The 23,095-nt window shown below is 57.5% G+C and carries 20 protein-coding genes; 14 read left to right on the forward strand and 6 right to left on the reverse strand.

The window, feature by feature from the left end; translation table 11 throughout:
* Nucleotides 1-305: 305 nt before the first annotated feature.
* From guaD to rne, 5 genes are all read right to left on the reverse strand, one after another.
* Nucleotides 306-1,610 carry a guanine deaminase gene (gene guaD / locus BM395_RS09540; protein WP_090511095.1) on the reverse strand — a complete coding sequence of 435 codons (1,305 nt, stop codon included), beginning with the start codon at nucleotides 1,608-1,610 and terminating at the stop codon, nucleotides 306-308.
* Nucleotides 1,611-1,662: 52 nt separating this feature from the next.
* Nucleotides 1,663-2,508 carry a xanthine dehydrogenase accessory protein XdhC gene (xdhC, locus tag BM395_RS09545; RefSeq protein ID WP_069902162.1) on the reverse strand — a complete coding sequence of 282 codons (846 nt, stop codon included), beginning with the start codon at nucleotides 2,506-2,508 and terminating at the stop codon, nucleotides 1,663-1,665.
* A gap of 186 nt (nucleotides 2,509-2,694) precedes the next feature.
* Nucleotides 2,695-5,091 carry a xanthine dehydrogenase molybdopterin binding subunit gene (xdhB, locus tag BM395_RS09550; protein WP_090511099.1) on the reverse strand — a complete coding sequence of 799 codons (2,397 nt, stop codon included), beginning with the start codon at nucleotides 5,089-5,091 and terminating at the stop codon, nucleotides 2,695-2,697.
* Nucleotides 5,084-6,535: a xanthine dehydrogenase small subunit gene (gene xdhA / locus BM395_RS09555; RefSeq protein WP_090511101.1), complete on the reverse strand. Its 1,452-nt coding sequence runs from the start codon at nucleotides 6,533-6,535 to the stop codon at nucleotides 5,084-5,086. Before xdhA ends, xdhB begins: the two co-directional genes overlap by 8 nt.
* Before the next feature lie 464 nt (nucleotides 6,536-6,999).
* The gene (rne, locus tag BM395_RS09560; protein WP_090511104.1) at nucleotides 7,000-10,089 is read right to left on the reverse strand and encodes a ribonuclease E; all 3,090 of its coding nucleotides are present in this window, start codon (nucleotides 10,087-10,089) and stop codon (nucleotides 7,000-7,002) included.
* A gap of 717 nt (nucleotides 10,090-10,806) precedes the next feature.
* On the opposite strand from rne, the gene rluC reads away from it, so the two are divergent.
* The 3 genes from rluC to sppA are packed head-to-tail and all read left to right on the forward strand — an operon-like array spanning nucleotide 10,807 to nucleotide 13,443.
* Nucleotides 10,807-11,760 carry a 23S rRNA pseudouridine(955/2504/2580) synthase RluC gene (rluC, locus tag BM395_RS09565; protein ID WP_090511109.1) on the forward strand — a complete coding sequence of 318 codons (954 nt, stop codon included), beginning with the start codon at nucleotides 10,807-10,809 and terminating at the stop codon, nucleotides 11,758-11,760.
* Nucleotides 11,753-12,409, forward strand: a complete 657-nt coding sequence (locus BM395_RS09570) for an HAD-IA family hydrolase (RefSeq protein ID WP_069902167.1) — start codon at nucleotides 11,753-11,755, stop codon at nucleotides 12,407-12,409. The genes rluC and BM395_RS09570 overlap by 8 nt, the downstream gene beginning before the upstream one ends.
* Before the next feature lie 50 nt (nucleotides 12,410-12,459).
* Nucleotides 12,460-13,443 (forward strand): signal peptide peptidase SppA, encoded by a 984-nt coding sequence (sppA, locus tag BM395_RS09575; protein ID WP_090511112.1) that lies wholly within the window; start codon nucleotides 12,460-12,462, stop codon nucleotides 13,441-13,443.
* A 57-nt stretch (nucleotides 13,444-13,500) separates the two neighbouring features.
* On the opposite strand, the gene BM395_RS09580 is transcribed toward sppA, so the two are convergent.
* Nucleotides 13,501-14,079 (reverse strand): Maf family protein, encoded by a 579-nt coding sequence (locus tag BM395_RS09580; RefSeq protein WP_069902169.1) that lies wholly within the window; start codon nucleotides 14,077-14,079, stop codon nucleotides 13,501-13,503.
* Between the two features lie 115 nt (nucleotides 14,080-14,194).
* Between BM395_RS09580 and BM395_RS09585 the strand changes: the two genes are divergently transcribed.
* The 11 genes from BM395_RS09585 (at nucleotide 14,195) to BM395_RS09635 (ending at nucleotide 23,087) form a co-directional block, all read left to right on the forward strand.
* Complete coding sequence (locus BM395_RS09585) at nucleotides 14,195-14,722, forward strand: YceD family protein (protein ID WP_069902170.1); 528 nt, start codon at nucleotides 14,195-14,197, stop codon at nucleotides 14,720-14,722.
* A 12-nt stretch (nucleotides 14,723-14,734) separates the two neighbouring features.
* Nucleotides 14,735-14,917, forward strand: a complete 183-nt coding sequence (rpmF, locus tag BM395_RS09590) for a 50S ribosomal protein L32 (protein WP_069902171.1) — start codon at nucleotides 14,735-14,737, stop codon at nucleotides 14,915-14,917.
* Nucleotides 14,918-14,921: 4 nt separating this feature from the next.
* On the forward strand, nucleotides 14,922-15,932 hold the full coding sequence (gene plsX, locus BM395_RS09595) for a phosphate acyltransferase PlsX (protein ID WP_090511115.1): 1,011 nt from the start codon (nucleotides 14,922-14,924) through the stop codon (nucleotides 15,930-15,932).
* Nucleotides 15,933-16,037: 105 nt separating this feature from the next.
* The gene (gene fabD / locus BM395_RS09600; protein ID WP_090511118.1) at nucleotides 16,038-16,976 is read left to right on the forward strand and encodes an ACP S-malonyltransferase; all 939 of its coding nucleotides are present in this window, start codon (nucleotides 16,038-16,040) and stop codon (nucleotides 16,974-16,976) included.
* A gap of 14 nt (nucleotides 16,977-16,990) precedes the next feature.
* Entirely contained in the window at nucleotides 16,991-17,734 is a 744-nt protein-coding gene (gene fabG / locus BM395_RS09605) for a 3-oxoacyl-ACP reductase FabG (RefSeq protein ID WP_069902174.1), read from the forward strand.
* Between the two features lie 202 nt (nucleotides 17,735-17,936).
* The gene (gene acpP / locus BM395_RS09610) at nucleotides 17,937-18,173 is read left to right on the forward strand and encodes an acyl carrier protein (RefSeq protein WP_069902175.1); all 237 of its coding nucleotides are present in this window, start codon (nucleotides 17,937-17,939) and stop codon (nucleotides 18,171-18,173) included.
* A gap of 178 nt (nucleotides 18,174-18,351) precedes the next feature.
* Complete coding sequence (fabF, locus tag BM395_RS09615) at nucleotides 18,352-19,596, forward strand: beta-ketoacyl-ACP synthase II (protein ID WP_069902176.1); 1,245 nt, start codon at nucleotides 18,352-18,354, stop codon at nucleotides 19,594-19,596.
* Entirely contained in the window at nucleotides 19,596-20,411 is an 816-nt protein-coding gene (pabC, locus tag BM395_RS09620) for an aminodeoxychorismate lyase (RefSeq protein ID WP_090511121.1), read from the forward strand. The genes fabF and pabC overlap by 1 nt, the downstream gene beginning before the upstream one ends.
* A gap of 3 nt (nucleotides 20,412-20,414) precedes the next feature.
* Nucleotides 20,415-21,479, forward strand: a complete 1,065-nt coding sequence (mltG, locus tag BM395_RS09625; protein WP_090511124.1) for an endolytic transglycosylase MltG — start codon at nucleotides 20,415-20,417, stop codon at nucleotides 21,477-21,479.
* On the forward strand, nucleotides 21,476-22,108 hold the full coding sequence (gene tmk / locus BM395_RS09630) for a dTMP kinase (protein ID WP_090511127.1): 633 nt from the start codon (nucleotides 21,476-21,478) through the stop codon (nucleotides 22,106-22,108). The genes mltG and tmk overlap by 4 nt, the downstream gene beginning before the upstream one ends.
* Nucleotides 22,101-23,087, forward strand: coding sequence for a DNA polymerase III subunit delta' (locus BM395_RS09635; RefSeq protein ID WP_069902180.1), 987 nt, complete (start codon nucleotides 22,101-22,103; stop codon nucleotides 23,085-23,087). The genes tmk and BM395_RS09635 overlap by 8 nt, the downstream gene beginning before the upstream one ends.
* The last annotated feature ends 8 nt before the right edge of the window (nucleotides 23,088-23,095 follow it).

The following is a 23,095-nucleotide window of genomic DNA, read 5'->3' on the forward strand; positions in this document are numbered from 1 at the left end:
CGCCATGTCGGAAGCCGCAAGCGGATTCCAACCTCCACAAACATATCGCAGTAGAACCGCCAAACCGGAGGATGGATAGCGGCGCGCAGCAACGCAATCCGTCGAGCGATCGCAAGATCAACACCCAACCCGCGCCAGACAGTCAGAGCGTCATGTCGGAAGCCGCGAGCGGATTCCAACCTCCACAAACATACCGCAGCAGAACCGCCAACCGGAGGATGGATAGCGGCGCAAAGCAACGCAATCCGTCGGGCAACCGCAAGATCAACCCCAAGACCCGCGCCATCCAATCCCCCGCTCAACCCTCACCCCCGACGATGCACCGATACCCCGGCAGCAAAGGTCTCTTTAACGCTGCGATCGTCGCCCAACATGGTCAGGGCAAACAGCTTCTCTTCGAAGCTCTTGGCCTGCTGCATGCGATAGCTCATCAGTGGCGTGGAGTTGTAATCAAGGACCACGAAGTCGGCATCTTTTCCGGTTGCGAAGTTACCGATCTTGTCATCCAGATACAGCGCATTGGCGCCGCCCAGCGTTGCCAGATAGAACGACTTGAACGGGTCGAGTTTCTTACCTTGCAACTGCATGATCTTGTACGCCTCGTTCAGCGATTGCAGCTGAGAGAAGCTGGTGCCTGCGCCCACATCGGTGCCCAGACCCACGCGTACCTTGTGCTGTTCCATCTTGTTCAGGTCAAACAAGCCGCTGCCGAGAAACAGGTTAGAGGTTGGGCAGAACGCTACGGCTGAACCGGTTTCAGCCAGGCGCTGGCATTCGTCGTCACACAGATGCACGCCGTGCGCGAACACTGAGCGTGGACCAATCAACTGGTAGTGATCGTACACATCGAGGTAGCCGCTGCGCTCAGGGAACAGAGCTTTAACCCACTCGATCTCCTTGAGGTTTTCACTCAGGTGGGTGTGCATGTACAGGTCCGGGAACTCCTGATACAGCTTGCCCGCCAGCGCCAATTGCTCAGGGGTGCTGGTCGGGGCGAAACGTGGCGTTACGGCGTAGTGCAGGCGGCCTTTGCCGTGCCAGCGCTGGATCAGCTCTTTGCTGTCGGCATAGCCAGTTTCAGGCGTGTCGGTCAGGTAATCCGGGGCGTTGCGGTCCATCAATACTTTACCGGCAATCATGCGCAGGTTGAGCGACTCGCAGGCCTCAAAAAAAGCGTCTACCGATTGCTTGTGCACGCTGCCAAAAACCAGTGCAGTGGTGGTGCCGTTACGCAGCAACTCCTTGAGGAAAATGCCGGCGACATCGCTGGCATGGGCCTTGTCGGAAAACTGCTGCTCGGTCGGGAAGGTGTACGTATTCAACCAGTCGAGTAACTGTTCGCCGTAAGAGGCGATCATGCCGGTTTGCGGGTAGTGAATGTGGGTGTCGATAAAGCCCGGTGTAATCAGCGCATTGCTGTATTCGATTACCTCGACGCCATTCAGTGTGGCCAGCACCTGTTCGGCCGGGCCGACTTTAGCCACCTGACCATTGTCGATGACCAGTACGCCATCTTCGAAGTACTCATACGATTGCTCGACTCCCACCACGGCCGGGTCGGCGATGCTGTGAAGGATGGCGGCGCGGTAGGCTTTAACAGATTGATTCATGGTCTACTCGTTAGCAGGCTGCAATATTCAATAAGCGGCGCGGGCGGGCTGTTCAGCCCTGACTGCGGCGTGAAGTCGGCATGAGTTTGGCGATGCTTTCGCCTTTGCCGCTTTTGCTGTTCTTGTGTTCGCCGAACGTTGAGTTGTACGTGGCGATAACTTCTCCGGCGATCGACACGGCGATCTCTACCGGCAATTTGCCTTTGACTTCGGCAAGGCCCAGCGGGCAGCGCATGCGTTGCATGACGTCTGCGCTGAAGCCGCGATCGCGCAGGCGATGTTCAAATTTGACGCGCTTGGTTTGCGAGCCGATCAAGCCGTAATAGGCGAAGTCTTCCCGCTTGAGAATGGCTGCCGTCAATTCCAGATCGAGCTGATGATTGTGGGTCATGACGATGTAATAGCTGCCGGCCGGCATGGCCTCGACTTCATCGACAACATCTTCGCTGACAACCTTTTCGACGTTGTCGGCAATCTGCGCCGGAAACTCGCTCTCGCGCGAATCGATCCAGCGAACTTTGCACGGCAGGCTGGCAAGAATCGGGATCAGGGCGCGGCCAACATGGCCGGCACCAAACACGGCGATATGCGCTTGCGGCTGGCCCATGGGCTCGAATAACAGCACGGTGGCGCCACCGCAGCATTGGCCGAGACTGGCGCCCAGACTAAAGCGTTCAAGACGTGAGTCCTGCGTGCGGCTTTCGAGCATTTCACGGGCGATCTGCATCGCCTTGTATTCGAGATGGCCGCCGCCAATGGTCTGGTAGATGCGCTCGGCGCTGACCACCATTTTCGAGCCGGCATTGCGCGGGGTTGAGCCGCGTTCCTCGATAATCGTCACCAGTACGCAGGGTGTACCGCTCTGCTGCAACTCGGCGAGAGCACTGATCCAACTCATTTGCTTAGTCTCCAGCTGCTCAGCGGCTTGCCCGAACGTGACAGGCGCCATGCGTTCTTGTGCGGCCGTTTAGCGCTCAGCTGCGCTGCGGCCAACTCGGCGGTTTGATTGATGTGTTCGGCTGTAGTCATACACTTAACCACTCGTTAAAGGGTTGGGCGCAACCCGCAAGTTGCGCCCATGGCCTCAGGCGGGCTCGACAGCTTCGCTGGCAACCGCTTTCGCCGTGCTGCGCAGTTTGCGCATCTGCTCGACGCCCCAGAGTACGCGCTCAGGGGTGGCAGGCGCATCGATATCGGGCTGCTCGCGGTAATCAGCGAGGCTGGCCACGGCATCCTTGATCGCGCACCACACCGCGATTCCGAGCATGAACGGCGGCTCACCCACAGCCTTGGAGTGGAACACCGTGTCTTCCGGGTTCTTGCGGTTTTCGACCAGTTTAACGCGCAGATCAAGCGGCATATCGGCAATGGCCGGAATCTTGTAGCTGGCGGGGCCGCTGGTCATCAGCTTGCCCTTGTTGTTCCACACCAGCTCCTCTGTGGTCAGCCAGCCCATGCCCTGAACGAATGCGCCCTCTACCTGGCCAATGTCGATTGCCGGGTTCAGTGACGCACCCACGTCATGCAGCATGTCGGTACGCAGCATCTTGTATTCGCCGGTGAGTGTGTCGACGATCACCTCGGAACATGCCATGCCGTAGGCGAAGTAATAGAACGGGCGACCAGCGGCCTTGCTGCGGTCGTAGTAGATTTTCGGCGTGCGGTAGAAGCCGGTGCTCGACAACGACACCTGCGCGAAATAGGCCTGCTGCACCACGGCATCGAAGCTCATGAACTCATCGCGAATGCGCACCTGGCCGTTGCGGAATTCGATATCTTCCGGCGTGACCTTGTGCTCGCGCACCAGAAAATCAACCAGACGCTGCTTGATGGTCTCCGCCGCGTTCTGCGCCGCTTTACCGTTCAAGTCGGTGCCGCTGGACGCTGCTGTCGGCGAGGTGTTCGGCACTTTGTCGGTGTTGGTTGCGGTGATCTGGATACGGCTGATATCCACTTGGAACACTTCGGCGACAACCTGCGCCACTTTGGTGTTCAAACCCTGGCCCATCTCGGTGCCGCCGTGATTGAGATGAATGCTGCCGTCGGTGTAGATATGCACCAAGGCGCCAGCCTGATTGAGGAAGCTGGCAGTGAAGCTGATGCCGAATTTTACCGGCGTCATCGACAAGCCTTTCTTCAACACCGGGCTCTTGGCGTTGTAGGCGCGAATCTCTTCGCGACGCTTGCTGTATTCGCAGCTGGTTTCGAGGTCGGCGGTCATCTCGTCGAGCAGGTTGTGCTCAATGGTTTGGTAATAGTGGGTGATGTTACGGTCGGTCTTGCCGTAGTAGTTGGTCTTGCGCACTTCGAGCGGATCTTTCCCGAGGTTGCGGGCGATGTGATCCATGATCTGCTCGATCGCAACCATCCCTTGCGGGCCGCCAAAGCCACGGTAAGCGGTGTTCGAGGCGGTGTTGGTCTTGCAGCGATGACCATTGATGGTGGCGTTGCCGAGGAAGTAGGCGTTGTCCGAGTGGAACATTGCACGGTCGACAATCGAGCCAGACAAGTCCGGCGAATAGCCGCAGTTACCGGCCAGTTCGATCTGGATGCCGTGCAGCAAGCCGTTGTCATCGAAACCGACGTCGTACTCAACATAGAACGGGTGACGCTTGCCGGTCATGCTCATGTCTTCCATGCGCGGCAGGCGCATTTTCGTCGGGCGGCCCGTCAGGTGAGCAATTACCGCACACAGGCAAGCAGGGGAGGCAGCCTGGGTTTCCTTGCCGCCAAAACCGCCGCCCATGCGACGCATGTCGATCACCACTTTATGCATGGCTACACCGAGAACCTCGGCAACCAGTTTCTGCACTTCAGTGGCGTTCTGAGTCGAGGTGTAAACGATCATGCCGCCATCTTCGGTCGGCATGACCGAGGAGATCTGTGTCTCCAGATAAAAATGCTCCTGACCGCCAATGTGCAGCTTGCCTTGCAGGCGACGCGGCGCCGTGTCGAGCTTGGCCTGTGAGTCGCCAATTCGGTGCTGATGGCTCTCCAGCACAAAGTGCTTCTTGCGCAGGGCATCCTCGACATCCAGTACCGGCTCAAGGTCTTCGTACTCGATAATCGCCGCCATTGCTGCTTTGCGGGCGTTCTCAAGGGTGTCGGCACCGACCGCAATCACCGGCTGGCCAACAAACTCAACCAGCCCGTCTGCCAGTAATGGATCGCCCGGCGCGACGGCGCCGATGTCCAGTTGGCCCGGTACATCTTTGCTGGTGATGGCAATTGCTACGCCCGGTATTGCATAGCACGGCGTGGTGTCGATGCGGGTGATACGCGCATGGGCGCGGTCACTGGTGCGCGCATAAACGTGCAGCTGGTTGGGGAATTCAAGGCGGTCATCCACATAAACAGCTTCGCCCGACACATGCTTGTTTGCGCTTTCGTGTTTTACGCTGCGGCCCACGCCTGTGGTGAGGCCGGCGCGGAACAGTTCGGCCAGTTCGGCCTGACTTTTTTGAATGCTGTGATTAGACATAAGCGGTCACCCGTGTTTCGACTTCAGGAGCTTGCAACTCAAGGAAGCATTTGCGGAGCAGGTTTTGCGCGGTAAGCAGGCGATATTCTTTGCTGGCACGGAAGTCACTGAGCGGCGTGAAGTCTTCCGCCAGTGCAGCGCATGCTTGCTCGATAATCTCCGGATACCACGCTGCGCCCTTGAGTACAGCTTCACAGGCGCTTGCCCGCTTGGGGATGGCAGCCATGCCGCCGAAGGCAATGCGTGCGGTTTGTACGGTGCCGTCCACAACTTTGAGGTTGAAGGCGGCGCACACCGCCGAGATGTCATCATCCAGACGTTTGGAGACTTTATAGGCGCGAAATGCCTGGTTTGCCTGCGGGCGCGGTACGATGATTTTCTCGATGAACTCAGCTTCCTGGCGGGCAGTGACCTTGTAATCGATAAAGTAATCTTCCAGCGACAAGGTGCGCGACTCGGCGCCTTTGCGCAGGACAATCTGTGCACCCAATGCGATCAGCAGCGGCGGGGCGTCGCCAATAGGTGAGGCGTTGCCGATATTCCCGCCCAGCGTGCCCTGGTTACGGATTTGCAACGAGGCGAAACGGTGCAGCAGCTCGCCGAAGTCCGGGTAATCCTGCGCCAGCACGGCGTAGCAGTCAGACAGCGCCGTGGCCGCGCCAATTTCGATGCTGCGTTCAGTCACCTCGATGCGCTTCATCGACTCGATGTGGCCGACATAAATCATCACCGGCAGCTCGCGGTGGAATTGAGTCACTTCCAGTGCCAGATCCGTACAACCTGCGAGCAGGCGCGCCTCGGGATTGGCGGCATAGATATCGGCCAGATCCGCTACGGTCAGCGGCAGCAGGCAACGCTTGTCGCCACTGTTGAGTTCGGCTGTTTCGGCCGGGGCGATGGCTTTCAGTTGAGCGATGGTTTGCGCTTCAAACACATCGAACTGGTCCGGCTGCTTCTGACAGCACGCTTGCTCGGCGGCATCAATGATTGGCCGGTAACCGGTGCAGCGGCAGAGGTTGCCCGCCAGTGCTTCCATGGTTTCAGCCTTGCTGAAACTGCTGGAATTCTTCTGCAGGGCAAACAGCGACATGACAAAGCCAGGTGTGCAGAAACCGCACTGTGAACCGTGGCAGTCGACCATAGCCTGCTGCACGCTATGTAGTTTGCCCTGATGCTTGAGGTCTTCCACGGTGATCAATTGTTTGCCGTGCAGGCTGGCAACAAAGGTCAGGCAGGAGTTGAGGGTGCGGTAACGCACACACTCGCGGCCATCGACGTTGGCCAACTCACCGACAACCACGGTGCATGCGCCGCAGTCGCCAGAGGCGCAACCTTCTTTGGTGCCGGGTTTGGCGAGATGCTCACGCAGGTAATTGAGCACGGTGACGTTTGGATCGAGTTGCTGCTCTGTGCGCAGCTCTCGGTTGAGTAAAAACTGGATCAAGGCGACCTCCAGGCATTTTATTGTTCTTCACGAGGCAGCGGTGCACTCGTATCGGGCGATAAGAAGCGGCTACGCAGGGGCGTGTGATGCCCTTTATCGGCCTTCTATGGTGCGAATTTAGATTTTTCTGACTTCTGGGTCAACAAATATTTAACCTCGGAGTCAGATCCTTGTAATTCACTTGGGTTATGAGCCTAACTTGCCGCGTATAGCCAGATTGCTAGCGCATTTCGTGCCAACAACTGTAGGGAGCAGAGCAGTGCAATTCAGAGCCTGTTGTGGCCGCTGTTAATGCCAGCGTTGAGCATATCCGGCCACACAGGCGTGCGACGGTGGCGCTGTTGGGGGCGGGCTGGTGCGGCGCAGGGGCAGGGCGGATTTGAGGAGTCGATGTGATTATTGGCCTGCAGAAACGCAAAAGGGGATGCCGAAGCATCCCCTTTTTTATTGCGACCTGATCAGAATCAGGCTTGCGGCTTGTCTGCGTCCTGCTCTGCTTGCGGCTCAGTGGCCTCAGCAGTTTCAGATACATCAGCCTTTGCAGCTTCTGCTTCACGAGCAATGCGCTCGGCCTCAAGGCGACGGCGGCGAACTTCACGTGGGTCGTTAGGTGCGCGACCGTTCAGTGTTGGCAGTTGAGCAGGCTCTTTAGCAGCGGGTTGCTCAGCAACCTCGGCAGCTACTTCGCTGGCTGCTTCAACGGCCGGCTCAGCAACAGGTGCCTGCACTTCAACTGATTCAGACTTTTCAGTCGTTTCAGCGGCAGCTGGGGCTTCGGTTGCAGGCTGAGCAACGGGCTCGGCTACAACTTCAGTCTTAGGCTCAGCAGTAGGCTCGACTGCAGGTGCAGCCTCGACCGGCGCCTGTGCTTCAACAGCAACGTCTGCTTCAACCGGAGCAGCGCTAGCAGCTTCTGGCTGGGCTGTTTCAGTAGCAGTTTCAGCATTCGCCTCAACCACAGCTTCTACAGCTTCAGTAGGCTCGGCCTTGGCAGGTGCTTCAACTTCTGCTGCGCCAGCTGCAACTTCCGCAGGTGCGGCAACTTCAGTTTCAGGCTGCTTCGGCTCAACAGCAGGCTTCTGCTCGGCAGGTGCCGATTCAGCAGTAGCGGCTTCAACAGCGGCTGCAGTTGCTGCCAATGCTGTGGCGGCTACGGCGCCGGTTGCTGCTGCAGTGGTTTCTGCCAGCGTAGAGTTTTCGGTTTTGGCTTTTTCAGCGCCTTCGGTGCTTTCTTCAGCGTTTTCGATCAGGTTGCCGTTGGCATCACGCTGACGCTCACGACGGTTGCTGCGACGACGCTGACCGCGTGAACGGCGACGAGGACGCTCGCCTTCGTTGCTGTCTTGCTCGTCAGAGGCTTGCTGCTCGGTATCCGGCAGGGCTTCTTCAGCGGTGTCGGCAGTCGCAGCTTCTTTGCGCGGCTGACGCTCTTCACGCGGTGGACGCGGCTGGCGCGGCTCACGTGCAGGGCGCTCGTTTTGCGCCTGCTCGGCGTTGTTGCTGTCGTTGCTGTCGATTGGGTCACGCAGTTCACGTGGCTGACGCTCTTCACGCGGCTTGCGCTCACGACGGCCTTCGCCCCCGTCACGCGGCGGACGCGACTGGCGCTGTTCCTGCGGCTCACGGATTTCTACGCTGTCACGCGGCTGGCGCTCTTCACGGGCGGCGCGCGGTTGGCGCTCCTCACGTGGAGCACGCTCTTCACGCGGTGCGCGTTCTTCGCGTGGCTTGCGCTCTTCATCACGACGGTTGCCGCGATTACGGTTCTGCTGACGGCCATTGCGACGCTCTTCGCTGCTGCGTGGCTTACGCTCGGCAGGCTTGGCATCGATTACCGCAGGCTTCTCTTCTTCTTTGGTGGCGAACAGGCTCACCAGCGACTTCACCAGACCTTTGAACAGGCTTGGCTCGGTTGCAGCAGCTGGCGCTGCAGCAGGAGCTTCTGCCGGCGTTGGCGCAGAGCGCGGAGGAGCGGCCTTGATGGCGGCTTCCTGGCGAACCAGAGTACGTGTACCGCTGGCTTGCTTCTCTTCTTCAACTTCGGTCACGGCCATTTCGTAGCTAGACTGGGTCGTCTGAGCTTCGAGGCTGTCATCACGCAGGCGCTGCACTTCGAAGTGCGGCGTTTCGAGGTGATCGTTCGGCAGAATGACGATGCGTGCACGGGTGCGCAGTTCGATCTTGGTGATCGAGTTGCGTTTTTCGTTCAACAGGAAGGCGGCAACCGGGATTGGCACCTGAGCGCGTACTTCGGCGGTACGGTCTTTCAGGGCTTCTTCTTCGATCAGGCGCAGGATGGCCAGCGACAGCGACTCGACGTCACGGATGATGCCCTGGCCGTTGCAGCGTGGGCAAACGATGCCGCTGGTTTCGCCCAGTGACGGACGCAGACGCTGACGCGACATTTCCAACAGGCCGAAACGCGAAATGCGGCCAACCTGAACGCGGGCGCGGTCAGCTTCAAGCGCTTCGCGAACCTTCTCTTCGACTGCGCGCTGGTTTTTGGCCGGCGTCATGTCGATGAAGTCGATCACGATCAGGCCGCCGATGTCACGCAGGCGCAGTTGGCGCGCGATCTCTTCAGCGGCTTCAAGGTTGGTCTGCAGAGCAGTTTCTTCGATGTCGCTGCCTTTGGTGGCGCGCGCCGAGTTGATGTCGATCGACACCAGTGCTTCTGTCGGGTCGATGAAGATCGAGCCGCCGGAAGGCAATTTAACTTCACGCTGGAAAGCGGTTTCGATCTGGCTTTCGATCTGGAAGCGATTGAACAGCGGCACGCTGTCTTCGTACAGCTTGATCTTGCTGGCGTACTGCGGCATCACCTGACGGATGAAGCTCAGGGCTTCTTCCTGTGCTTCAACGCTGTCGACCAGTACTTCGCCGATGTCCTGGCGCAGGTAATCGCGGATAGCGCGGATAATGACGTTGCTTTCCTGATAGATCAGGAACGGAGCCGGGCGATCCTGCGAGGCTTCTTTGATCGCGCTCCACAGTTGCAGCAGGTAATCGAGGTCCCACTGCATTTCTTCGCTGGAACGACCCAGACCCGCAGTGCGCACGATCAGGCCCATGTCAGCAGGGGCGTTGAGGCCATTCAGGGCTTCGCGCAGTTCGTTGCGCTCTTCGCCTTCAATACGGCGCGAGATGCCACCGGCACGCGGGTTGTTCGGCATCAGCACGAGGTAACGGCCGGCCAGGCTGATGAACGTGGTCAGGGCTGCGCCCTTGTTGCCGCGTTCTTCTTTCTCGACCTGAACGATGACTTCCTGACCTTCGCTCAACACTTCTTTAATGTTGACGCGGCCTTCAGGAGCCTTCTTGAAGTATTCGCGGGAGATTTCTTTCAGCGGGAGGAAACCATGACGCTCGGAGCCGAAATCTACGAAAGCGGCTTCCAGGCTAGGTTCGACGCGGGTGATGCGGCCTTTATAGATGTTGGCCTTTTTTTGCTCACGGGCGCCAGATTCAATGTCCAGGTCGTATAGGCGTTGGCCATCGACTAGGGCAACACGCAACTCTTCGGGTTGAGTTGCGTTAATCAGCATTCTTTTCATGTAGTACCGTCGGTTTCCGGTGCTCTCGGAAACGGCGTTCGGCACACACGACTCTCAGGGTCGGTGTCAGGCGCGTCAGCAGCGGTCATAAGCCGCTGCATTGTCAAGCGACAGTCAGCCAAATAGGGCTGGGTCGCGACGGACATCTCCTGCTCGCTGAATCAACAACAAGCATTTGTTAAAGGAGGAGGAATCAATTGCAGGTAGCGGACGAGATAAGGCGTCTTGGTAAAGCTAATTGCTACGCAGACCTGCAGTTGTACATCTCCACCCTACACGTAACGCTGAAAATCGGGTGCCGCTCGCAGAATCCGTAGCGGGTTAGCATTTATCGCAGTCTTCCAAAGGGGAAGGGTGCGCATGATGTCTTAGATGCCTCCAAGTCAGCGTTGCGCTAGGTTTTTGCTGCATTAGAAGTGGCCCAATTGCACGTTTACGCTGGGTAAACCGCTGTTGCGCAACTTCTTGCCTTGCATTCCCGTCGCTGGCTGCCTTTTATTGAGGCTTCCTTAGGCTTTATTTCCGAATTCTTCGAGAGCCGTTCTGGCTTAAAACCTCTGAAGAACCCGTCGGACGGCCTCTCGTCCAAAATGGGTTGCCTTGGTTGGGATGGCAGTTCTAGCGATCATTCCCAAACCAGTCCGCTTTTGGCGGCGTCGGGACTATAGCAGTAATGATTAAGTGCTTCAAATCCATAAAAATTGTTATGATTGCGCGATGACTACATCTCAATCTCCAACCTCCGGCGTTCAGCTGCTTGAGGTTGCGCCGGAACTTGCCGGCCAGCGTATCGACAACTTTCTTCGCACCCAGCTGAAGGGTGTTCCCAAGACTTTGATTTACCGCATTTTGCGCAAAGGCGAAGTGCGCGTGAATAAAGGTCGGATCAAACCTGAGTACAAGCTGCAGGTCGGCGATATTGTGCGCGTGCCGCCGCTTCGCCTGCCTGAGCGTGATGAGGTCGAGCCGCTGGCGCAAGGGCTGCTCAAGCGTCTGGAAGCGGCGATTGTCTACGAAGACAAAGCGCTTATTGTACTGAACAAGCCTGCCGGGATCGCCGTGCACGGCGGCAGCGGCCTGAATTACGGGGTGATCGAGGCCTTCCGTCAGTTGCGTCCCGACGCCAAAGAGCTGGAGCTGGTGCACCGCCTCGACCGCGACACCTCCGGCCTGCTGATGATCGCCAAAAAACGCAGCATGCTGCGTCATCTGCATGAAGCATTGCGCGGCGATGGTGTCGATAAGCGTTACATGGCGCTGGTGCGCGGTAATTGGGCGGCGTCGAAGAAAATGGTCAATGCGCCGCTGCTCAAGAGCAACCTGCGTTCGGGTGAGCGCATGGTCGAAGTCAATGATGAAGGCAAAGAAGCGCTGACGCGTTTCCGTGTGCTGCGCCGTTTTGGCGAGTTCGCAACCCTGGTCGAGGCCAAGCCTGTAACCGGGCGTACCCACCAGATTCGTGTGCACACGCAGTTCGCCGGCCATTGCATTGCCGGTGACAGCAAATATGGCGATGACGACTTTACCCGCGAAATTCGCGATCTTGGCGGTAAGCGCTTGTTTCTGCATGCGTACGAGTTGGTTGTGCCAATGCTTGATGGCACGCAACTTAAGCTCGAAGCGCCGGTCGATGAGATGTGGGCAAAAACCGTGGAGCGCTTGAGTGTCTGATTACCGTGTGCTGATTTTTGATTGGGATGGCACGCTGGCAGACTCAATCGACCGAATCGTTGTCTCGATCCATCAGGCCTCCCGCGAATGCGGATTGCCGCAAAGAGATGATGTGCGGGTCAAGGGTATTATTGGCCTGAGCTTGCCTGAGGCGGCTGTATCCCTATACCCGGACATGACGGACCCGCTGCATGTTCAGCGCTTTCGCAGTGCCTACAGCGAGCATTATCTAAAGCTTGAAGCCACACCTTCGCCTTTGTTTGCAGGTGTGGCGGAATCGCTGGAAAGTTTTCGCGCGCAGGGCTACCAGTTGGCAGTTGCCACCGGTAAAGGGCGGGCTGGGCTTGAGCGTGTTTTGCAGGGCAATGGCTGGGAGAACTTTTTCGATGTCACCCGTTGCGGCGATGAAGGTTCAAGTAAGCCGCATCCGCTGATGATCGAAGAGATTCTTGCGCATTGCGCTGCCAAACCGAGTGAGGCGCTGATGGTCGGTGACTCGTCGTTCGATTTGTTAATGGCGCGTAACGCTGGCGTAGACTCGGTAGCTGTGGGTTATGGTGCGCAGCCGCTGGAAACTCTGCGTGAGTTCGGGCCGGTGTTGGCGGTGGAGCAGTTCTGCGAGTTACATGACTGGCTGGGTCGCGGCTGAAAAGATCGCAGGGCCGGGCGCAGATCAATAATCGATTGAGGTGGGTGTGTATGTCGGATGAGTGGAAAGCGCCGGTTGAAGGCGATTCTGATGGTAAGAGTTGGAAGTTGCTGGAAAAAACACTGCTCGCCGGTGTCATTGAGCAGCGCCGTTCCCGGCGTTGGGGGATCTTCTTCAAGACCCTGACCTTCATCTATCTGTTTGTTGCGCTGGCCATGTTCTCGCCCATGTTGCAGTTGGGTAAGTCGGGCGGTGACAGCAGTGCCAGTCATACGGCGGTAATTGATGTTAACGGCATGATTGCTGATAAAGAGGCTGCTAGCGCCGACAATATCGTCAGCAGCCTGCGCGCCGCTTTTGAGGACGAAAACACCAAGGGTGTGATCCTGCGTATTAACAGCCCGGGCGGTAGTCCGGTGCAGTCTGGCTATATATATGACGAAATCGGCCGTCTGCGCGCTGAGTATCCGAAAATCAAGGTCTACGCGGTGATCAGTGATCTGGGCGCCTCGGGCGCTTATTACATCGCCAGTGCTGCCGATGAGATCTATGCCGACAAAGCCAGTCTGGTGGGCTCGATTGGTGTGACGGCGGCAAGTTTCGGTTTTGTCGGCCTGATGGATAAGCTCGGTGTTGATCGTCGTGTTTACACCTCGGGCGAACACAAGGCATTCCTGGATCCGTTCCAGCCGCCGAAGGAAGAAGAAGCCAAGTTCTGGCAGGGCGTGCTCGATACAACGCATCAGCAGTTCATCAATAGCGTCAAGAAAGGCCGTGGTGATCGCCTGAAGGTGGCTGAGAATCCCGAGCTGTTCTCCGGTTTGGTCTGGTCTGGCGAGCAAGCCCTGCAGCTGGGGCTGGTTGATGCGCTGGGCAGCACCAGTTATGTGGCGCGTGAGGTGATTGGCGAGAAGAATCTAGTTGACTTCACAGTGCAGGATTCACCGCTGGATCGCTTTGCCAAGAAGATTGGCGCCAGTGTCGCTCAGAACCTTGCGGTATGGATGGGTTTTGAAGGTCCAAGCCTGCGCTAAGGTTTGCATTCGGCTTCATCAAAGCCCTGCACAGTCATGCTGTGCAGGGCTTTTGCGTCAGGGCAGTTCAATCCCTTCATTATTGAGCATGTCTACCAGGCGAATCAGGGGTAGACCGATCAGGCTATTGACGTCGCTGCCTTCGGTGCTTTTAAACAAGCTAATGCCCAGGCCTTCGGCCTTGAAGCTGCCGGCGCAATCGAACGGTTGCTCGGCTTCGAGGTAACGCTTTATCTGGGCGTCGCTGAGTGTGCGAAAATGCACGGTAAATGGCACGCAGTCGGTTTGGTAGGTGTTGTTGGCGCTATTGAATAACGTCAGGCCGGTAAGGAAGCTCACGCTGTTGCCGCTGGCGGCGCGCAATTGTTGCGCGGCGCGCTCAAAGGTGTGCGGTTTGCCGAGTATCTGGCCGTTCAGCACGGCAACTTGATCCGAGCCTATAATAAGGTGCTGCGGATAGTGGTCGCGCAAGGCCTGAGCTTTTTCGAGAGACAGGCGGCGGACCAGGCTTGTGGCGTCCTCGTTGGGGTGCGGCGACTCATCTATGTCGGGCGAGTTGCAGTCGAACGGCACGCACAAACGGGCCAGTAATTGGCGGCGGTAGGGTGAGCTTGAGGCCAGTACCAGGGGGTGCATTGCGTTACTCTCGGGCGGCAAATTGGGTGTATGTGATTCTAATCGTCGCCTAACATGCTGCACAGGCTGAATTTCCTTTGACAGAGGCGGGTCGCATCCCTAGAATGCGGCGCCTATGTTAAATGGCCCGATTCCACCTCACGTTGATCCGCGCAAGCTTGCAGATCGCACTACCACCCTCGACGGTGTGGTGCCTCTTGCAGACTTGAAAAGGCTCTGCGGCGCGCTTGCCGATAACCAAGGCACTGTGCACGTCAAGTTCATGTTTGAACGCGACGAGCGTAACGCTGTGGTTTTCCACAGCGAGCTCGAGGTTGACGTCAAAATGGTTTGCCAGCGTTGTCTGGAGCAGGTAACTCTTCCGATCTACAGTGAGTGTGATTACGCTGTGGTGAAGGAGGGCGCAAATACCCAGTCTGTGCCGCAAGGCTATGACGTGCTTGAATTGGGTGAAGACCCATTGGATCTGTTGGCACTGGTTGAGGAGGAGCTTTTGCTCGCCTTGCCGATCGTGCCGATGCATGATCCGAAAGATTGCCAGCAGCCGGCCGGACATATAGAGCCTGAGTCGAGCGAGGACGAGGTAACGCGGTCCAACCCGTTCAGTGTATTGGCACAGTTAAAGCGTGACCCAAACGTTTAGGAGTTTATTAGTATGGCTGTTCAGCAGAACAAAAAATCCCGTTCCGCCCGTGACATGCGCCGTTCGCACGACGCCCTCACTGGTAACGCTCTGTCCGTTGAGAAGAGCACTGGTGAAGTTCACCTGCGTCACCACGTATCGCCAGAAGGCGTATACAAGGGCCGCAAAGTGATTGATAAGGGCGCTGACGAGTAATAACTTGTCCGCCTCAATCATCGCGATTGATGCAATGGGCGGGGACTTCGGTCCTCGCTGCATTGTTCCAGCCAGTCTCGACTGTCTGGAAGAAATCCCCTCGTTACAACTGGTCCTTGTCGGCCAAGCCTCCCTTATTGAAGAACTGATCGCCCAACGCCCAGGTGTTGATCGCGCGCGTCTGCATGTTCAGCATGCCAGCGAAGTGATTGCCATGGACGATGCGCCTGCTCAGGTCTTGCGCAGAAAGACCGACTCATCCATGCGTGTGGCGCTGGATATGGTGCAGCAGGGCCGGGCGAATGCCTGCGTCAGTGCCGGCAATACCGGCGCGTTGATGGCGCTGTCGCGGTTTGTTCTGAAAACCCTGCCGGGTATCGACCGTCCGGCCATTGTCAGTGCGATTCCGACGAATAACGGTTTCTGCCATTTGCTCGATCTGGGCGCCAATGTCGATTGCAGCCCCGAGCAGCTCTATCAGTTTGCGGTAATGGGTTCGGTGGCCGCCGAGGTCCTCGGCACGCCTGCGCCAAGGGTTGCGCTGCTGAATGTCGGCACCGAGATGATCAAGGGTAATCAGCAGGTCAAACTGGCTGCGCAGTTGCTGCAAGAGGCGGGCAGCGTCAACTACACCGGTTTCATTGAAGGTGACGGCCTGTATCGCGGCGAGGCAGATGTTGTGGTGTGCGACGGTTTTGTCGGCAACATCGTGCTCAAATCAAGCGAAGGGCTGGCCAAAATGATTGCCCTGCGTATTGAGGCTATTTTCAAACGTCACTGGGCGGGGCGTCTGGTCGGTCTGGTCGCGTTGCCGCTGCTGGCGCGGGTGAAAAATGAATTGGCACCTGCGCAATACAATGGTGCGAGCCTGCTGGGCTTGCAGGGTATCGTGGTAAAGAGCCATGGTTCTGCCGGTCGCGCCGGCTTCAAATCTGCAATTCGCCGAGCTTTAAAGGAGATCGAAGAGGATTTACCACAGCGTTTGAGTGGTAAGCTCGAAGATCTATTGCTCTGAGATGTGACCGCAGGCGCTGGGTTGTCATCCAACTGAGAGTTTTCTGTGCTCTGATCCATTCAGGTCACGCTTTTTTACCAATAAGATTATTTGGGGCTCGTTATCATGACTGCATCCCTTGCATTCGTTTTCCCAGGTCAGGGTTCGCAATCTCTGACCATGCTGGCAGAGCAGGGTGCCCAGCAGCCGCTGGTACTCGATACGTTCGCCGAGGCCTCCGCGGCGCTGGGTTACGACCTCTGGGCATTGACTCAGCAGGGCCCGGAAGAGCAACTCAATCAAACAGATAAAACCCAACCGGCAATCCTCACGGCATCCGTTGCACTGTGGCGTTTGTGGCTGGCTGAAGGCGGCGCAACTCCGGCTTTCGTTGCCGGCCATAGCCTTGGCGAATACTCGGCGCTGGTTGCCGCTGGCAGCCTGGAATTGGCTGATGCGGTCAAGTTGGTCGAGCATCGCGGTCAGCTGATGCAGCAGGCTGTTCCTGCTGGCCAGGGCGGAATGGCGGCGATTCTGGGTCTGGAAGACGCGGACGTGCTGGCAGCTTGCGCTGAAGCGGCGCAGGGTGAAGTAGTTAGCGCAGTAAACTTCAACGCGCCTGGCCAGGTGGTTATCGCCGGCAGTGCCGCGGCCGTTGCCCGCGCGATCGAGGCGTGTAAGGCACGTGGCGCCAAGCGCGCCATGGCGTTGCCAGTCAGCGTGCCTTCGCATTGCGAGTTGATGCGCCCGGCTGCTGAGCGTTTTGCCGAAGCCGTGCAGGCGATCAACTGGCAGGCGCCGAAGATCGCACTGGTGCAGAACGTTAGTGCGGCTGTGGTCGCCGACCTGAATGTTTTGAAGAACGATTTGCTGGCACAGCTGTACAGCCCGGTTCGCTGGGTTGAATCCATGGTGTGCCTGGCGAATCAGGGCGTAACCGACTTGGTTGAGTGCGGCCCTGGAAAAGTTTTGTCCGGATTGAACAAACGCTGCGTCAAAGGCGTCAATACCCACAATCTGGAGACCCCAGAAGCCTTTGCCGCCACGCGTGCGGCCTTGGCCTGATTGAGGAGAGTGATATGAGCTTGCAAGGTAAAGTTGCCCTGGTAACAGGTGCGAGTCGGGGTATCGGTCAGGCCATCGCGCTGGAACTGGGTCGTCAGGGCGCGACTGTTATTGGTACTGCAACATCGGCTGCAGGCGCTGAGCGCATCAGCGAAACGCTCAAGGCCAACGGTGTCGAAGGCGCTGGCATGGAGCTGGATGTGAGCAACGACGAGTCGGTTGCCACGGTACTTGCCAATATCTCGCAACAATTCGGTCAGCCGCTGATTCTGGTCAATAACGCCGGCATTACGCGCGACAATTTGATGATGCGGATGAAAGATGACGAGTGGTTTGACGTCATTGATACCAACCTCAACAGCCTCTATCGCCTGAGCAAAGGTGTATTGCGTGGTATGACTAAGGCGCGTTTTGGTCGTATCATCAACATCGGCTCGGTTGTAGGCTCGATGGGCAACGGCGGTCAGGTAAACTATGCTGCTGCCAAGGCCGGTCTTGAGGGCTTTGGTCGTGCATTGGCCCGTGAAGTGGGTTCGCGCTCGATCACGGTAAACGCAGTGGCACCGGGCTTTATCGACACCGATATGACCCGTGAATTGCCGGAAGCACAGCGTGAAGCATTGCTGACACAGATTCCGCTGGGTCGTTTGGGGCAGGCTGAAGAGATCGCGAAAGTGGTCGGATTCCTCGCTTCTGATGGCGCAGCTTATGTCACAGGGGCTACTATTCCTGTGAATGGCGGTATGTATATGAGCTAAATGTGACGATTGCCTTAAAAAAACTGTCATAGCTGCTATCTAAAATCCGTTATAAAGCTGCAACAGGTTTATAGATGGGCATTTGATGTGATTTTGGGGCGTTTGAGCGTTTAGCTTGAAATGCTAAAAAACCTTTCTATACACTTAGCTGTCTTAATTAAAACAGCTGCCTAGATTTATCCAATAGGAGTGAAAACACGGTATGAGCACCATCGAAGAACGCGTCAAGAAAATCGTTGCCGAGCAGCTTGGCGTAAAAGAAGAGGAAGTAACCAACAGCGCTTCCTTCGTCGAAGACCTGGGTGCTGACTCTCTTGACACCGTTGAGCTGGTAATGGCCCTCGAAGAAGAGTTCGAGACCGAAATCCCGGACGAGCAAGCTGAGAAGATCACTAGCGTTCAGGAAGCTATCGACTACGTTACTGCTCACGCATCGTAAGTAGATCGTCAGTTCCTGACATGGATAAGCCGCACTGTCTTAGGGCTGTGCGGCTTTTCTTTATCAGGCTGTAATTCATCGTCAGGTTACGCAGCGCTGCGGTTTTCGGGCGTTATGTCTGTTGTTAACTGGCTTTACGCAATCCTTGCGTTGTAATCAGAATTAAAAGGAGATTGCTGTGTCGCGTAGACGCGTCGTGGTTACCGGTATGGGCATGGTCTCACCACTGGGTAACGATGTGCCGAGCAGCTGGCAGGGCATTTTGGCCGGGCGCAGTGGCATAGGCTCGATCGAGCATATGGACCTTTCTGCCTATTCCACCCGTTTTGGTGGTTCGGTAAAGAATTTTGATGTTGAGCAGTACCTCTCCGCAAAAGAGGCGCGCAAGCTCGACTTGTTTATCCAGTACGGTATGGCCGCTAGTTTTCAGGCGATGACCAACTCCGGGCTGGAAGTCACCGACGCCAATCGTGAGCGTATCGGTGTTGCGCTGGGTTCGGGTATTGGCGGTTTGACCAATATTGAAAACAGCTGCAAAGCGTTGATCGAGCAGGGCCCACGGCGCATTTCGCCGTTCTTTGTTCCGGGCTCGATCATCAACATGATTTCCGGTTTCCTGTCGATTCACCTGGGTCTGCAAGGCCCGAACTACGCCATTGCCACCGCCTGCACTACCGGCACGCATTGCATCGGTATGGCGGCGCGCAACATTGCCTACGGTGAAGCCGACGCGATGGTTGCCGGTGGCGCCGAGATGGCCGCCTGTGGCCTGGGTATTGGCGGTTTCGCTGCTGCCCGTGCGTTGTCTACGCGCAACGATGACCCGGCGCGGGCCAGTCGTCCGTGGGATGTTGATCGTGATGGCTTCGTCTTGTCTGACGGCGCTGGCACCATGGTTCTCGAAGAACTTGAACATGCCAAGGCGCGGGGCGCGACCATTTATGCCGAACTCACAGGTTTTGGCATGAGCGGCGATGCGTTCCACATGACCTCGCCACCCGAAGATGGCGCCGGTGCTGCTCGCTGCATGACCAATGCGCTGCGAGATGCGGGTTTGAACCCGGATCAGGTGCAGTACATCAATGCCCACGGCACGTCGACCAATGCTGGCGACAAGGCCGAGATTGCTGCGATCAAGTCGGTATTCGGTGAGCACGCCTACAATCTGTCGGTCAGCTCGACCAAATCCATGACCGGTCACCTGCTGGGTGCGGCGGGAGCGGTCGAGGCGATCTTCAGCGTTCTGGCGCTGCAAGATCAGGTTGCACCGCCGACCATCAACCTCGATCAGCCTGATGAAGGCTGCGATCTGGATCTGGTGCCGCATCATGCCAAACCAATGGCGATTGATGCCGTTCTGTCCAACTCGTTCGGGTTTGGTGGCACCAACGGTTCCCTGGTATTCCGTCGGTTTAACGGTTGATGCTCAGCTGGATCGACGGTGTTGCGGCGGATTCACTGCCTGCAAGTGATCGTGGTCTGGCTTACGGAGATGGTCTGTTCGAGACCATCTCCGTATCTCATGGCAAGCCTTCTCTTTTAGAGCGACACATGTCGCGTCTGGCGCTGAGTTGCGAGCGCTTGCTGATCCCTTTTGATGCCCTCATCGTGCGCAGTGAAATACTCGCGTTCAGCGCGTTGCTGGGGGATGGCGTCGCCAAGCTGATTCTCACCCGCGGCCAAGGCATGCGCGGTTATGCGTTACCTGAACCGTGCGCCCCGCGCAGGGTTTTAACGGGTTCACCACGACCAAACTATCCAGCCGCTAATGCGCAGCATGGCGTAAGCCTGTTCGCGTGCCAGACGCGACTGGCCGAGCAGCCGTTGTTGGCGGGCATGAAGCACCTCAATCGCCTTGAACAGGTCTTGGCGCGCAGCGAGTGGCAAGACCCGGCTTATGCTGAAGGCTTGATGCTGGATTATTCCGGGCGCTTGATTGAGGGCGTTTACAGCAACCTCATATTGATTCAAAAAGGCCAATTGCATACGCCAGACTTGAGCCGCTGCGGGGTTGCCGGGGTTATGCGCAGTGAGTTATTGGCGCAGGCAGAGGCGTTGGGTATCGACTGCTTCGTGCGCGACATTCCCCGCCTCGAATTGCTCGGCACCGATGAGGTTTTTCTGTGCAATAGCCTGTATGGCGTGTGGCCCGTCACGCGTATTGCCGAGCATAGCTGGCCCGTGGGGCCGCTCACCCGTAAACTACAGTCCATCGCCTGTGATTTATTGGACAACTGATTCGTGATACGAAAATTTCTGCTGTTGCTTGAATGCGCCGTGTTAGTGGCTGGCTTGCTCGTGGCCTTCGCCGCATGGCAGCAGCACAGCGCGTTGCAACAACCTCTGGCGCTGCCAGCCGAGCGTCTGGTAGATGTGCCCAAGGGGTCTACGCCTGGCGGTATGCTCAATCAGCTTGAGGCTGAAGGCGTGCTCGACAAGGCCTTTTGGTTGCGGCTTTACTGGCGCTTCAATCTCAAAAACGAGTCGCTGCATTCCGGTGAGTATCGCTTGCAACCGGGAATGACGGTGCGCGACATGTTGCAGTTGTGGCGTAACGGCGAGGTGGTGCAATACAGCCTGACGCTGGTAGAAGGCTGGAACTTCCGTCAGGTGCGCAGCGCGTTCGCCAAACAAACCGAACTCAAGGCGACGCTGGGCGAGCTCAGCGACGCCGAGTTGATGGAGCGTTTGGGTGAGCCCGGCGTCAATCCGGAAGGGCGCTTCTTCCCCGATACTTATCAGTTTGTGCGCGGCATGAGCGATTTCGAATTGCTCAAACAAGCGCATACGCGTCTGCAGAAAGTGCTTGATGAAGAGTGGCAGCAACGCGCCGCTGATCTGCCGTACAAGACGCCTTACGAGGCGTTGATCATGGCCTCGATGATCGAGAAGGAAACTGGTGTTCCGCACGAGCGTGAACAGATCGCCGGGGTTTTCATCCGCCGTCTGGCCATTGGCATGCGCCTGCAAACCGACCCGACTGTGATCTACGGCATGGGCGAGCGCTACAAAGGCCGCATCACCCGCGCCGATCTGCGCGAGCCGACGCCGTACAATACTTACCAGATAGATGGCATGCCGCCGACGCCGATTGCCCTGGTTGGCCGTGAAGCGATTCACGCCGCCCTGCATCCGGCGGAAGGCAAAAGCCTGTACTTTGTCGCACGCGGCGACGGCAGCCATGTATTCTCCAACTCTTTGAATGCCCACAATAAAGCGGTGCGCGAGTATCAACTCAAGCGTCGGGCCGATTACCGGTCCAGCCCAGCACCGAGTGAGCCAGAACCACAAAAGGACAGCCAGTGACCGGTTTGTTTATCACCCTTGAAGGCCCGGAAGGCGCAGGCAAGAGCACCAATCGGGAATACCTGGCTGAGCGCTTGCGCGAACATTCTATCGACGTCGTGATGACCCGCGAGCCGGGCGGCACGCCGCTGGCCGAGAAGATCCGCGAAATCCTCCTGTCACCTACCGACGAGGCCATGGCCGCCGACACCGAACTGTTATTGGTGTTTGCCGCGCGTGCCCAGCATCTGTCGCAGGTTATCCGCCCCGCGCTTGAACGCGGCGCAGTGGTGTTGTGTGATCGCTTTACCGATGCGACATACGCCTATCAAGGCGGTGGGCGCGGCTTGTCCGAGGCGCGTATTGGCGTGCTGGAGAATTTCGTACAGGGCGATTTGCGTCCGGACCTGACCCTGGTTTTCGATTTGCCAATCGAGGTCGGTCTGGCGCGTGCTGCCGAGCGCGGTCGTCTGGATCGCTTCGAGCAAGAAGGCCATGACTTCTTCAATGCCGTTCGCCAGACGTACCTGCGCCATGCCGCGCAGGCGCCCGAGCGCTATCGGATTGTCGACGCTGCGCAAAGTCTCGAAGAGGTGCAGGCATCCATCGACGCATTGCTGCCGCAGATTGTGGAGTTGTGCCGTGGCTGAAGCCTACCCGTGGCAGGACGATCTCTGGAGGCAACTGGCGGGACGCGCGCAACACGCTCACGCCTATCTGCTGCACGGGCCTGCCGGCATCGGTAAGCGCGCGCTGGCGGAGCGTCTGATGCACAGCCTGTTGTGTCAGAACCGGCAAGGGCTTGAGGCCTGCGGCGAATGCAAGTCGTGTCATTTACTGGCCGCCGGCACGCATCCGGATAATTACGTGCTGGAGCCGGAAGAGGCCGACAAGCCGATCAAGGTCGATCAGGTCCGCGATCTGGTCAGTTTTGTGGTGCAAACCGCGCAGCTGGCCGGGCGCAAGGTGGTGTTGGTCGAGCCGGGTGAGGCAATGAACCTGAACGCGGCCAATGCGCTGCTGAAGAGTCTCGAAGAGCCTTCGGGCGATACCGTGATTCTGCTGATCAGCCATCAGCCGAGTCGCTTGTTGCCGACCATCAAAAGTCGCTGTGTGCAACAGGCCTGTCCGCTGCCCAGCGAAGCCATGAGCCTCGACTGGCTGGCTAAAGCGTTGCCCGAGTCATCAGCTGAACAGCGTCAGCAACTGCTGTATCTCGCGGCTGGCTCGCCATTGTTGGCGGTAAACATGCACGCTGCGGGTGTGCCGGCGCAACGTGAGCTAGTCGTTGAGGGTGTGAAAAAGCTGCTCAAACAGCAGGTTGCCCCGAGCCAATTGACTGAAACCTTGAACCCTGTGGCATTAACGCTGCTTTTTGACTGGTTTTGTGACTGGGCACAGTTGATTTTGCGTTACCAGATGACTCAGGATGAAGAAGGCTTGGGTCAGCAGGATATGCGCGCTGTCGTGCAGTATCTGGCTGGCAAGACGCCACAATCGAGGATTCTGAATATTCAGGACTGGTTGCTCGAACAACGGCAAAAAGTCATGAGTAAAGCCAACCTTAACCGTGCCTTGCTTCTCGAAGCGCTGCTTGTGCAGTGGGCAAGCTTGGCAGTACCGCGCTAGAATCGGCC

The sequence above is a fragment of the Pseudomonas marincola genome (assembly GCF_900116605.1).
GTDB classification, from domain to species: domain Bacteria; phylum Pseudomonadota; class Gammaproteobacteria; order Pseudomonadales; family Pseudomonadaceae; genus Aquipseudomonas; species Aquipseudomonas marincola.

Excerpts from the sequence above, each read along its gene's own strand:
- guaD (WP_090511095.1), bottom strand. The coding sequence starts at position 1,610 with ATGAATCAATCTGTTAAAGCCTACCGCGCCGCCATCCTTCACAGCATC.
- xdhC (WP_069902162.1), bottom strand. The coding sequence starts at position 2,508 with ATGAGTTGGATCAGTGCTCTCGCCGAGTTGCAGCAGAGCGGTACACCC.
- xdhB (WP_090511099.1), bottom strand. The coding sequence starts at position 5,091 with ATGTCTAATCACAGCATTCAAAAAAGTCAGGCCGAACTGGCCGAACTG.
- rne (WP_090511104.1), bottom strand. The coding sequence starts at position 10,089 with ATGAAAAGAATGCTGATTAACGCAACTCAACCCGAAGAGTTGCGTGTT.
- rluC (WP_090511109.1), top strand. The coding sequence starts at position 10,807 with ATGACTACATCTCAATCTCCAACCTCCGGCGTTCAGCTGCTTGAGGTT.
- sppA (WP_090511112.1), top strand. The coding sequence starts at position 12,460 with ATGTCGGATGAGTGGAAAGCGCCGGTTGAAGGCGATTCTGATGGTAAG.
- BM395_RS09580 (WP_069902169.1), bottom strand. The coding sequence starts at position 14,079 with ATGCACCCCCTGGTACTGGCCTCAAGCTCACCCTACCGCCGCCAATTA.
- BM395_RS09585 (WP_069902170.1), top strand. The coding sequence starts at position 14,195 with ATGTTAAATGGCCCGATTCCACCTCACGTTGATCCGCGCAAGCTTGCA.
- rpmF (WP_069902171.1), top strand. The coding sequence starts at position 14,735 with ATGGCTGTTCAGCAGAACAAAAAATCCCGTTCCGCCCGTGACATGCGC.
- fabD (WP_090511118.1), top strand. The coding sequence starts at position 16,038 with ATGACTGCATCCCTTGCATTCGTTTTCCCAGGTCAGGGTTCGCAATCT.
- fabG (WP_069902174.1), top strand. The coding sequence starts at position 16,991 with ATGAGCTTGCAAGGTAAAGTTGCCCTGGTAACAGGTGCGAGTCGGGGT.
- acpP (WP_069902175.1), top strand. The coding sequence starts at position 17,937 with ATGAGCACCATCGAAGAACGCGTCAAGAAAATCGTTGCCGAGCAGCTT.
- pabC (WP_090511121.1), top strand. The coding sequence starts at position 19,596 with ATGCTCAGCTGGATCGACGGTGTTGCGGCGGATTCACTGCCTGCAAGT.